General features: G+C 70.9%; 8 protein-coding genes and 1 pseudogene. 7 read left to right on the top strand and 2 right to left on the bottom strand.

Going from position 1 to position 12,097, the window contains the following annotated elements; all coding sequences use genetic code 11:
* The 3 genes from CCN51_RS04840 to CCN51_RS04830 all read left to right on the top strand — a co-directional run.
* Positions 1–857 (top strand): hypothetical protein (locus tag CCN51_RS04840; protein WP_086859292.1); only part of this gene is annotated, 857 nt, incomplete at its 5' end.
* A gap of 167 nt (positions 858–1,024) precedes the next feature.
* A complete protein-coding gene (thrS, locus tag CCN51_RS04835) occupies positions 1,025–3,004 on the top strand; it encodes a threonine--tRNA ligase (protein ID WP_014175008.1) in 1,980 nt (659 codons plus the stop codon).
* Between the two features lie 93 nt (positions 3,005–3,097).
* Positions 3,098–3,658, top strand: a complete 561-nt coding sequence (locus tag CCN51_RS04830; RefSeq protein WP_014175007.1) for an HIT family protein — start codon at positions 3,098–3,100, stop codon at positions 3,656–3,658.
* Between the two features lie 86 nt (positions 3,659–3,744).
* On the opposite strand, the gene CCN51_RS04825 is transcribed toward CCN51_RS04830, so the two are convergent.
* Both CCN51_RS04825 and CCN51_RS04820 read right to left on the bottom strand, forming a co-directional pair.
* Positions 3,745–5,403 (bottom strand): hypothetical protein, encoded by a 1,659-nt coding sequence (locus tag CCN51_RS04825; protein ID WP_014175006.1) that lies wholly within the window; start codon positions 5,401–5,403, stop codon positions 3,745–3,747.
* A 181-nt stretch (positions 5,404–5,584) separates the two neighbouring features.
* Positions 5,585–7,786: an elongation factor G-like protein EF-G2 gene (locus CCN51_RS04820; protein WP_014175005.1), complete on the bottom strand. Its 2,202-nt coding sequence runs from the start codon at positions 7,784–7,786 to the stop codon at positions 5,585–5,587.
* A 180-nt stretch (positions 7,787–7,966) separates the two neighbouring features.
* Here CCN51_RS04820 and pgsA point away from each other — a divergent pair, with 180 nt between their 5' ends.
* From pgsA to CCN51_RS56970, 4 genes and pseudogenes are all read left to right on the top strand, one after another.
* Complete coding sequence (gene pgsA / locus CCN51_RS04815; RefSeq protein WP_014175004.1) at positions 7,967–8,635, top strand: phosphatidylinositol phosphate synthase; 669 nt, start codon at positions 7,967–7,969, stop codon at positions 8,633–8,635.
* Positions 8,632–9,570 (top strand): phosphatidylinositol mannoside acyltransferase, encoded by a 939-nt coding sequence (locus CCN51_RS04810; protein ID WP_014175003.1) that lies wholly within the window; start codon positions 8,632–8,634, stop codon positions 9,568–9,570. The genes pgsA and CCN51_RS04810 overlap by 4 nt, the downstream gene beginning before the upstream one ends.
* Positions 9,567–11,087 (top strand): annotated as a pseudogene (locus CCN51_RS56975) (glycosyltransferase family 4 protein); the annotation flags it as partial. The gene CCN51_RS04810 and the pseudogene CCN51_RS56975, both read left to right, overlap by 4 nt.
* Positions 11,064–12,097, top strand: a 1,034-nt coding sequence (locus CCN51_RS56970; RefSeq protein ID WP_281262458.1) for a ketoacyl-synthetase C-terminal extension domain-containing protein, incomplete at its 3' end; no start/stop codon positions are given. The pseudogene CCN51_RS56975 and the gene CCN51_RS56970, both read left to right, overlap by 24 nt.

The raw sequence follows: 12,097 nt of genomic DNA, 5'->3' as shown, positions 1-12,097 counted from the left end.
AGGAGCGGCTGCGCGCCGCCGCCCGCGCCACGCTGCTGGCCGGGGCGCTCGCCGCCCGGGGGCGGGCGGGCTACTACGGGGCGCGCCACCGCCGCGAGGCCGAGGCGTGGCTGGAGCACGTCCTGATCGGGCCGGCCGGCCCCGGCGGGCGCGAGCTGACCGTCTTCGTACCGGTGGAGCACGGGCGGGCCGTCACCGGGACCCTGCTGCGCGCGCTGTACGCGCTCCGCGACGCGGTGGACTACCAGCGGGCCACCGGCGGGCAGGAGGCCTTCGACGCCGCCGTGGAGGCGGGTGTGAGCCGTGAGCTGACCGAGGCCGTCGTCGCCCTCGTCGAGGGGACGGAGGGGGCCCGGGTGGCGCTGGAGTGGTCGCCCGGGGCCGGCCCGCCGCACGGCTCGGCGGTCCGGCCGGAGCCGGTGGAGTTCAGCCCCGGCGATCTGCCGGCGCTGCGGGAGGCCGGTTCCCGCTATGAGCAGGCCGAGCCGTCGGTGCCGGTGCGGGTCACCGGCGCGGTGGTGCGGCTGCGCCGCACCGGACCGGGCGGTCCCGGGTCGGTCCGGCTGCGGGTGTTCGCCGGCGCCGAGGTGGCGCAGGTGCGCATCGCGCTGGAGGAGGACGACTACCGGATCGCCGGACACGCACATCTGGTGGGGCTGCCCATCCGGGTGAGCGGCAGGCTGGAGAGCCGGGGCGGGTTCCGGCGGATCACCGGCGCCAGGGACGTCACCCCGGTGCAGGTCGACGAGGCCGAGCGGGACCGGCTGCTGAAGTCGCTCCAGGAGAATCTGGACTTCTTCGAGGAGGCCTGCGGCGGGCCCGAGGAGGAGCACGGCGACGGGTGCCCCGAGCCCTGACCGCGAGCCCTGGCGGCGATCGCTCCCCGTAAGCGTCCTGCGACCGTCCCCGTAGGCGCCCCCGTAGGCGTCCCCATAACCGTTTCGCGGTCCGGCCCTCCGGCTCGGTACGATTCACGCTGCGCAGCAATCGCTGCCCCGAGTGATCCATCAGTCAGGAGAGACCGGTGTCAGACGTCCGTGTGAGCATCCAACGCGATTCCGAGCGGGAAGAGCGCGTGGTGACCACGGGCACTACGGCGGCGGTCCTGTTCGACGGTGATCGCTCGATCGTGGCCGCGCGCGTCGCCGGGCAGCTGAAGGACCTGGCGTACGAGCTGGCCGAGGGCGACGAGGTCGAGCCGGTCGAGATCACCAGCCAGGACGGTCTGGACATCCTGCGCCACTCCACCGCGCATGTCATGGCGCAGGCCGTGCAGGAGCTCTTCCCGGAGGCCAAGCTCGGCATCGGCCCGCCGATCAAGGACGGCTTCTACTACGACTTCGACGTCGAGACCCCGTTCCACCCGGACGATCTCAAGCGCATCGAGAAGAAGATGCAGGAGATCATCAAGCGGGGCCAGCGGTTCTCCCGCCGTCCCGTCACCGACGAGGCCGCCCGCGAGGAGCTGTCGGCCGAGCCGTACAAGCTGGAGCTGATCGGGCTCAAGGGGTCGGCCGCGGATGCCGCCGAGGGCGCGTCCGCCGAGGTCGGCGCCGGTGAGCTGACCATCTACGACAACCTCGACGCGAAGAGCGGCGAGCTGTGCTGGCGTGACCTGTGCCGGGGGCCGCATCTGCCGACCACCCGGAACATCCCGGCGTTCAAGCTGATGCGCAGCGCCGCCGCGTACTGGCGGGGCAGTGAGAAGAACCCGCAGCTGCAGCGGATCTACGGCACCGCCTGGCCGACCAAGGACGAGCTCAAGGCGTATCTGGACTTCCTGGTGGAGGCCGAGAAGCGCGACCACCGCAAGCTGGGCTCCGAGCTGGACCTGTTCTCCTTCCCGGACGAGCTGGGGTCGGGCCTCGCGGTGTTCCACCCCAAGGGCGGGATCATCCGCCGGGAGATGGAGGCGTACTCGCGGAAGCGGCACGAAGAGTCCGGCTACGAGTTCGTCAACACTCCGCATATCACCAAGGCCAAGCTGTTCGAGACCTCGGGTCACCTGCCGCACTACATGGAGGGCATGTTCCCCCCCATGGAGTTCGAGGGGCAGGACTACTACCTCAAGGCCATGAACTGCCCGATGCACAACCTGATCTTCAGGGCGCGCGGGCGGTCCTACCGAGAGCTGCCGCTGCGGCTGTTCGAGTTCGGCACGGTCTACCGCTACGAGAAGTCGGGCGTCGTCCACGGCCTCACCCGGACCCGCGGCTTCACCCAGGACGACTCGCACATCTACTGCACCAGGGAGCAGGCGCCGGACGAGCTGGACTCCCTGCTCACCTTCGTGCTCGATCTGCTCCGTGACTACGGTCTGAACGACTTCTACCTGGAGCTGTCCACCCGGGACGACAGCGACAAGTTCATCGGGTCGGACGAGCAGTGGGCCGAGGCCACCGACATGCTGCGGCAGGCCGCCGAGAAGCAGGGCCTGGAACTGGTCATGGACCCGGGCGGCGCGGCCTACTACGGGCCCAAGATCTCGGTCCAGGCGAAGGACGCCATCGGCCGGACCTGGCAGATGTCGACCATCCAGGTCGACTTCAACCAGCCCGCCCGGTTCGAGCTGGAGTACACGGCGGCGGACGGCTCGCGGCAGCAGCCGATCATGCTTCACCGGGCCCTGTTCGGATCCATCGAGCGCTTCTTCGCGGTGCTGCTCGAGCACTACGCGGGCGCTTTCCCGGTCTGGCTCGCGCCGGTCCAGGCGGTGGGCATTCCGATCGGCGACAGCCATGTGCCGTACCTGGAGGAGTTCGCGGCAGAGGCCAAGGCGAAGGGGCTGCGGGTCGAGGTCGACTCGTCCTCGGACCGGATGCAGAAGAAGATCCGCAATGCTCAGCGCGCCAAGATTCCGTTCATGATCATCGCGGGTGACGACGACATGGCGGCCGGGGCGGTCAGCTTCCGCTACCGGGACGGTTCGCAGAAGAACGGTATCCCCCGGTATGAGGCCATCGCGGAGATCCTTGACGCGGTGCAGCGCCGGATCCAGGTGTGACGCGCTTCCCCTGCTGACGCGGGGGTTGTGCATTCGAGGGGCGGCCCCGTACGGGGTCGCCCCTCAGCGCATCCTCAGCGGCCCTGGACGAATATGCTGGCCCGCATGACGAGTGAGCCGGAGCAGCAGATCGGAGTGGGGACGCCCGACGCGTTCCAGCGCCTGTGGACACCCCACCGGATGGCGTACATCCAAGGCGAGAACAAGCCCACCGGGCCGGGTGCCGGGGACGGCTGCCCGTTCTGCTCCATTCCGGAGAAGTCCGATGAGGACGGACTGATCCTCGCTCGGGGCCGGCATGTCTACGCCGTGCTGAATCTGTACCCGTACAACGGCGGACACCTCATGGTCGTCCCCTTCCGGCACGTCGCCGACTACACCGAGCTGGACGCCGACGAGACCGTCGAGCTCGCGGAGTTCACCAAGGCCGCCATGGTTGCGCTGCGTATCGCCTCGGGCGCGCACGGTTTCAACATCGGCATGAACCAAGGGACAGTCGCGGGCGCCGGAATCGCCGCCCATCTGCACCAGCACGTCGTGCCGCGCTGGGGCGGGGACACCAACTTCATGCCCGTCGTCGGCCACACCAAGGTGCTGCCTCAACTGCTGGCCGACACCCGCCGGATGCTGGCCGACGCCTGGCCGCGGGCGTAACGTCCGGCGCTCTTACGGTGACGGCCCCGGGCCCCGGCAGCGCATGCCAGGGCCCGGGGCCGTCACCGCTTATGCGGTGCAGAGCCTTACGCGTCGTAGAGGTCGGCCTTCTTCGGGGCCACGTCCTGGACCTGGCCGCTGAGCGCCAGGGAGCGGTTGCCGAAGCGCTCGGTGTCCACGCCGTGGTGCTTCAGTACGCCGATCGCCGCCTCGTGGACCACCCGCAGCACCGGGGTGGCGGTGCGCAGCGCGTCGTCCGCCATGAAGCGGTGCCGCCAGGGCTTGTCCGCCCAGGCGTGGCGCAGGCCGAAAGGCTCGGGCAGGGCCAGCTTGCCGCCCAGGTAGTCCAGCAGCGGCGGGTACCAGGTGAAGGGGGCGCGGACGGCCAGCCGCACCACCTCTTTCGCGTCCACCAGCGGCAGCGGGATGGACTTGGTCTCCCAGAACTTGAAGGTCTTGCTGACCGTCTTGGAGGGCGCGGAGGGCTTGGTGGTGAACAGGGGGTGCACCGGCCCCAGCGCATGGCCGGTGACCTCGATCCGCATCGTCTTGTGCAGCAGCGTCACCGTGATCAGCAGGGTGATCACCAACTGGCCGTCCCAGAGGACGAACTGCACCCCCAGGTAGTGCCGGTCGCCGGAGTCGAACTGCTGCTCGTCGCAGATCCGCTGCAGCTCGACGCCCTTTATCTGGAAGCCCTCCTCCTCCGAAGTGCCGCCGCGCTCCACCGACTTGGCCCCCTCGCCGACCGCCGAAACCACCCAGTGGCGCACCGAGGGGGTGGGGAAGCCTCCGGTGTGCAGCGGCTTGCGCTCCAGCATCCGCAGCTGGTCATGGATCGCGCGTATCACGTCCCAGCTGCGGAACGGGTCGATCTCCTTGCCGGGGTCGGCCGACACCAGGTCCTCGGCGAGCTGCCAGCTGCCCCAGCGCGTGCCCATGCCGAGTATCCCCTTGGCGCCGGCGTAGAAGACCACATTGCTGTGCTGCTCGGCGGTGAGCTTGTGCAGCGCCTTGCGCAGCTCCTCGGCCGAGGTCTGGCCGGGGTGGTTCGGCACGGTCTCGGGGACCTTCGCGCCGATCCCGCCGCCCGAGAGCAGGCCGTCCCATGCCTCCCGGAGGTTCTTGGCCGTGCGCTCGCTGATCTGCTTGGCCACGTACCACCCGATGACGGGGGCGACGATGACGCCGCGCAGATAGAGGCCCAAGAACCCGTCGAAGGGGAGCTTGATCAGGAAGATGAGGGTCACCACGGCGAGCGCCGCCAGCAGGAGGGTGCCCAGCGCCCCCATCCGCTTGTCCTTGGACCCGGCGATGGTGCGCCGCAGCTGGAAGGCGCCGAGCCACAGCAGCACCCCGGGGAGGAAGAGCAGCCCGAAGATGACCATGACGGCGGTGAGCCGGGCGTCCCGGGTCTTGCGGATGCGGTTGGCCGCCAGGCAGTGCTCGACCACTGTCTGAGGCTCCATGCCGAAGGACTGGATCACCTGGCCGCGTCCGCCGCCGAGCATCCGAAGCTGCACCGCGCGCGAGAACGCCTCGCCCAGGTTGGGCTCGAACAGAGAGATCTTCGGTGGCTTGACCTCGGAGACCGTCCACTCCGAGTTGGCGTCGAGAAGCTTGGCCACCTCGCTGTCGCGGTAGGCGGCCGAGGCGAGCGCCTGCGTCGCCGCCTTCTGGCCTGCCGAGCCGGAGAGCGGGATCTGCGCCCCCGGGCTGAAGTCGAATACGTCCGCCGTCACCAACGCCCCCAATACCGCATGCTGCTTGAGCTGCGACCTCAGCGTATCGGGGGTGTGCCGTCCCTGTCGCCAGGGCGTCGCCTCCCTGTGGATAACTACCCACAACCGACCCGGCTGCACCGAACCGGCCTGTGGACAGCCGCCCGCCCCAAGCGAGTTGGGGCGGGCGCTCGGTGAAGGAGCCTCAGGCCTCGGCCTGTTCCCGGATCCGGTCGGCGACCTGCGTGGGCATCGGCTCGTGCCGGGCGTAGGAGCGGTTGAACCGTCCGGTGCCGTGTGACAGCGACCGCAGGTCGACCGCGTAGCGGCCGATCTCGATCTCCGGGACCTCGGCCCGGATCAGCGTCTGGCCGCCGCCCGACTGCTCGGTGCCCACGACCCGGCCGCGCCGCCCCGACAGATCGCTCATCACCGCGCCGACGTACTCGTCGGACACCAGCACCGACACCTCGACCACCGGCTCCAGCAGATGGATCCGGGTGTCGGCGGCGGCCTCCCGCAGGGCGAGCGCGCCCGCCGTCTGGAAGGCGGCGTCGGAGGAGTCCACCGAATGCGCCTTGCCGTCCAGCAGGGTCACCCGCACGTCGACCAGGGGATAGCCCGCGGCCACCCCCCGCGCCGCCTGCGCGCGTACGCCCTTCTCGACGGACGGGATGAACTGCCGGGGCACCGCCCCGCCCACGACCTTGTCCACGAACTCGATGCCGGAGCCCTCGGGCAGCGGCTCCACCTCGATCTCGCAGATCGCGTACTGTCCGTGCCCGCCCGACTGCTTGACGTGCCGCCCGCGCCCGGCGGACCGGGCCCCGAACGTCTCGCGCAGCGACACCTTGTACGGCACCGCGTCCACCTGTACGCCGTACCGGGAGCGCAGCCGCTCCAGTGCGACGTCCATATGGGCCTCGCCCAGACACCACAGCACCACCTGATGGGTGTCCTGGTTCTGCTCCAGGCGCATCGTCGGGTCCTCGGCGACCAGCCGCCCGAGCCCCTGGGAGAGCTTGTCCTCGTCCGCCTTGCTGTGCGCCCGGATCGCCACGGGCAGCAGCGGATCGGGCATCTCCCAGGTCTCCATGAGCAGCGGCTGGTCCTTGGCCGAGAGGGTGTCCCCGGTCTCGGCGCGGTTCAGCTTGGCGACGCAGGCCAGATCGCCTGCGATGGCCTGGCTGAGCATGCGCTGCGCCTTGCCGAAGGGCGCGGAGAGGGCGCCGACCCGCTCGTCCACGTCGTGGTCCTCATGGCCGCGGTCCTCCAGGCCGTGCCCGGACACATGGACGGTCTCGTCCGGGCGCAGCGTCCCGGAGAAGACCCGCACCAGGGAGATCCGGCCGACATAGGGGTCCGAGGAGGTCTTGACGACCTCGGCGGCCAGCGGGCCCTCGGGGTCGCAGGTCAGCCGCGGGCAGGGCTTGCCCTGCGGGGTGGTGACGGTGGGCGCCTCCCGCTCCAGGGGGGTCGGGAAGCCGCCGGTGATCAGCTCCAGCAGCTCGGTGGTGCCCAGGCCCTGCTTGGATCCCTCGGCGGCGGGCGCGGCGGCCAGCACGGGGTGGAAGGAGCCGCGGGCCACGGCCTTCTCCAGGTCTCCGATGAGCGTCTTGACGTCGATCTCCTCGCCGCCGAGATAGCGGTCCATGAGGGTTTCGTCCTCGCTCTCGGAGATGATCCCCTCGATGAGCCGGTTGCGGGCCTCCTCGATCAGCGGCAGCTGGCCGGGGGTCGGCGTCGCCTCGGTCCGTACGCCCGAGGCATAGTCGTACACCTGCTGCGAGAGCAGGCCGATCAGCCCCGTCACAGGGGCGTGACCATCCGGTCCGGGCTCGCCGCGCAGCGGCAGATACAGCGGGAGCACCGCGTCGGGGTCCTCGCCGCCGAACGTCTGCCGGCACAGCTCGGTCATCTCCTCGAAGGAGGCGCGCGCCGCCTCCAGGTGCGTGATGACCAGGGCGCGTGGCATCCCGACCGCCGCGCACTCGTCCCACACCATGCGGGTCGCGCCCGCGATGCCCAGGGCGTCCTGGGATGCCGATACGACAAAGAGGGCCGCGTCCGCTGCCCGCAGACCGGCCCTCAGCTCCCCGACGAAGTCGGCGTACCCCGGGGTATCCAGAAGGTTGATCTTCACCCCGTCCCATTGGACGGGGACGAGGGACAGCTGGACCGAGCGCTGCTGCCGGTGCTCGATCTCGTCGTAGTCGGACAGGCATCCGCCGTCCTCGACTCTGCCCGCCCGGTTGATCGCGCCGGTCGCCAGCGCGAGGGCCTCCACCAGCGTCGTCTTGCCGGAACCGCTGTGGCCGACCAGCACCACGTTCCGCACCGAGCCGGGCCGGTCGGCCGTCGCCGCCCTGCCGGCGGCCCCTGATTGCGTGCTCGTTTTGTCGCCCATGTCTCGCCTCCAGGTCGACATCTGCGATACTTCGAGCTTTCCACCGAGGTCATGGTGCGTCCATACGTCGCACATCTGGGCGTCGTCCGATGCCTGCGCGGCGGCCCCTCGGGGCTTGACTACGATGGGCCAGCCGGTGGCCTGTTGACCACCCGGCCCGTTTCGACCCCCGGGAAGGCCATGCTGAACAAGTACGCGCGTGCATTCTTCACGCGTGTTCTCACCCCGTTCGCCGCCCTGCTCATCCGCCTCGGGGTCAGCCCCGACGCGGTGACCCTCGCCGGGACGGGTGGTGTGGTCGCGGGTGCCCTGGTCTTCTACCCGCGGGGTGAGTTCTTCTGGGGCACGGTCGTCATCACCCTCTTCGTCTTCTCGGACCTGGTCGACGGCAATATGGCGCGGCAGCTGGGGCGCTCCAGCCGCTGGGGGGCGTTTCTCGACTCCACGCTCGACCGGGTCGCCGACGGCGCGATCTTCGGCGGTCTGGCGCTGTGGTACGCCGGGCGCGGGGACGACAATGCGCTGTGTGCGGTGACGATCTTCTGCCTGGCCAGCGGTCAGGTGGTGTCGTACACCAAGGCCAGGGGCGAGAGCATCGGCCTGCCGGTGAAGGTCAACGGGCTCGTGGAGCGCGCCGAGCGGCTGGTGATCTCGCTGGTGGCCTGCGGCTTCTCCGGGCTGCACAAGTTCGGTGTGCCGCATATCGAAATTCTGCTGCCGATCGCACTGTGGATCGTTGCCGTCGGCAGCGCGGTGACCTTGATCCAGCGCGTGGTGACGGTGCGCCGTGAGGCCGCCGAGGCGGACGCCGCGGACCGGGCGGTGGTCCAGGGAGGCGAGACGCGGTGAGCGAGAAGCTGACCGACGCGCTGTACGGGCTCGGCTGGAGCACGGTCAAAAAGCTCCCCGAACCGGTCGCTGTGGCGCTCGGGCAGCGGGTCGCCGATCTGGCGTGGAAGCGGCGCGGCAAGGGCGTGCTGCGCCTGGAGGCCAATCTCGCCCGCGTCGTCCCGGGCGCCTCCCCGCGGCGGCTGGCCGAGCTGTCCCGGGCCGGGATGCGCTCGTATCTGCGCTACTGGATGGAGTCCTTCCGGCTGCCGGCCTGGAGCGAGCAGCGCGTCCGCGGCGGCTTCGACCCCGAGGGCCTGCACAACCTCACGGACGGTCTGGCGAGCGGCCGCGGGGTGGTGCTGGCGCTGCCGCACCTGGCCAACTGGGACCTGGCCGGGGCCTGGGTCACCACCGAGCTGGGCGTGCCGTTCACCACGGTCGCGGAACGGCTCAAGCCCGAGTCGCTGTACGACCGCTTCGTGGCCTACCGGGAGGGCCTGGGCATGGAGGTGCTGCCGCACACCGGCGGCAGCGCGTTCGGGACGCTGGCGCGGCGGCTGCGGGAGGGCGGTCTGGTGTGCCTGGTCGCGGACCGGGACCTGTCGGCATCAGGTGTTGAGGTGAAGTTCTTCGGTGAGTCGGCCAAGATGCCCGCCGGGCCCGCCATACTGGCGGCAAGGACGGGTGCGCTGCTGCTGCCGGTCACCCTCTGGTACGACGCGTCCCCGGTCATGCGGGGACGGGTGCATCCGCCCATCGAGGTCCCCTCGATGGACACCAGCGCGGAGCAGGCCGCGGCCATGACGCAGGAGCTCGCCGACGTGTTCGCCTCCGGGATCGCCGAACATCCGCAGGACTGGCACATGCTCCAGCGGCTGTGGCTGGCGGATCTCGAGCCGCGTCCCGGTGGCGCGCCGGGCGCCGACGACAGCTCCGGAACGGAGAAGCCGTGAGGATCGGGATCGTCTGCCCGTACTCGTGGGACGTCCCCGGCGGCGTCCAGTTCCACATCCGCGACCTGGCCGAGCATCTGATCCGGCTCGGGCACGGAGTGTCGGTGCTGGCCCCGGCGGACGACGACACACCGCTGCCGCCGTACGTGGTCTCCGCCGGGCGCGCCGTGCCGGTGCCGTACAACGGCTCGGTCGCGCGGCTCAACTTCGGCTTTCTCTCGGCGGCGCGGGTGCGGCGCTGGCTGCACGACGGCGCGTTCGATGTGATCCACATCCATGAGCCCGCCTCGCCGTCGCTGGGCCTGCTCGCCTGCTGGGCGGCTCAGGGCCCCATCGTCGCGACTTTTCACACCTCGAACCCTCGTTCCCGGGCGATGATCGCCGCGTATCCGATCCTGCAGCCCGCGCTGGAGAAGATCAGCGCCCGGATCGCGGTGAGCGAGTACGCGCGGCGGACACTGGTCGAGCACCTGGGCGGCGACGCGGTCGTCATCCCCAACGGTGTCGATGTGCGCTTCTTCGCCGATGCCGAGCCCAAGAGCGAGTGGCAGGGCGAGACGATCGGGTTCATGGGCCGCATCGACGAGCCCCGGAAGGGCCTGCCGGTCCTGATGCGGGCCCTGCCCAAGATCCTCGCCGCCCGGCCCCGGACCCGGCTGCTGGTCGCCGGGCGCGGCGACGAGAAGGAGGCCGTGGCCACACTGCCCGAGCAGATGCGCGGTCGGGTGGAATTCCTCGGCATGGTCAGCGACGAGGACAAGGCACGGCTGCTGCGCAGTGTGGATGTGTACGTCGCGCCGAACACGGGCGGGGAGAGCTTCGGGATCATCCTCGTCGAGGCCATGTCGGCGGGCGCGCCCGTGCTGGCCAGCGACCTGGACGCGTTCGCGCAGGTGCTGGACGGGGGAGCGGCGGGGCAACTGTTCGCCAATGAGGACGCGGACGCGCTGGCGCAGGCCGCGCTCCGGCTGCTGGACGACCCGGAGTACGTCCCCGCCCACGGGATCATCCCGGACGTCGACCTGTTCGACACCGGGTACTTCGAGTTCACCCCGGCCGAGGCCGCGATCACCGACCCGCAGCACCGCATCCTGCTGACCGCCGGCCACGCCGCCCTGGAGCACGCCGGCTACGACCCCGCCCGCTACGACGGGCTGATCAGCGTCTACGCCGGCGCGGCCATCAACACCTACCTCCAGCAGCAGGTCCTGCCCCACGTCGACCAGACCACCACCTCCCAGCACTTCGCGGTGATGGTCGGCAACGACAAGGACTTCCTGGCCACCCGGCTGTCGTACAAACTCGACCTCAAAGGCCCCAGCTACGCCGTCCAGACCGCCTGCTCCACCTCCCTCGTCGCCCTCCACCTGGCCTGCCAGGGCCTGATCAACGGCGAGTGCGACATGGCGCTGGCCGGCGGTGTCACCGTGAAACTGCCGCAGGCCAAGGGGTATCTGTACGAGGAGGGCGCGATCCTGTCCCGGGACGGGCACGTGCGCACCTTCGACGCGGACGCCAGCGGCACCGTCGTCGGCAACGGCGTCGGTGTCCTGGTCCTCAAGCTCCTGCGGGACGCCATCGCGGACCGGGACACCATCCACGCCGTCATCAAGGGCACGGCCACCAACAACGACGGCTCCGGCAAGGTGAGCTTCGCCGCGCCCGGCGCCGCCGGCCAGACCGCCGTCGTCCGTGAGGCGCACACCGTCTCCGGCGTCGACCCCCGCTCCATCGGATACGTCGAGGCACACGGCACCGCCACCCGCCTCGGCGACCCGGTCGAGGTCTCGGCGCTCACCCGGGCGTTCAGGGAGTCCACCGCCGACACCGGGTTCTGCGCCATCGGCTCGGTGAAGTCCAACATCGGCCACCTGGACGCGGCGGCCGGTGTCGCGGGCGTGATCAAAACGGTGCTGATGATGAAGCACCGGACGCTGGTGCCGACCGTCAACCACACCACCCCCAACCCGGCCATCGACTTCGCGGCCGGCCCCTTCAAGGTGAGCACCGACACCGCCCCCTGGACAGGGCAGGGCCCCCTGCGCGCGGGCGTCAGCTCCTTCGGCATCGGCGGCACCAACGCGCACGCGATCCTCCAGGAGGCCCCGCCCGCCCCCGTCACCGGCGACGCACACCGCGCGCAGCAGCTGCTGGTGGTGTCCGCCCGTACCGCGACCGCGCTGGCCACGGCCGCCCAGAGGCTGGCCGCCCACCTCGACGGCGACGACCCGGCCGCGCTCGCCGACGTCGCCTACACGCTGGCCGTGGGCCGCCGCGCCCACGAGTACCGGCTCGCCGTCACCGGCTCCGACCGCCCCGCCCTCGCCCGGGCACTGCGGGGGGCCCCGGTCCTCGAGCGGCCCGGGACCGGCGAGGTCTCCTTCGTCTTCGCCGAGGACGTCCCGGACGCGGCGGGCCTGGCCGGCCGGTGGGCCGCCGCCGAGCCCGTCTTCGCCGGGCACCACGAGGCCGCACTCGCCGCGGGCGCCGACCGACTCGGCGAGCGGGGGCGGGCGTTCGCCGTGCA

The sequence above is a fragment of the Streptomyces milbemycinicus genome (genome assembly GCF_002154605.1).
Lineage (GTDB): Bacteria > Actinomycetota > Actinomycetes > Streptomycetales > Streptomycetaceae > Streptomyces > Streptomyces milbemycinicus.
The sequence above is the reverse complement of the archived record's forward strand: the minus strand, read 5'-3'. Positions and strand labels throughout refer to the sequence as shown.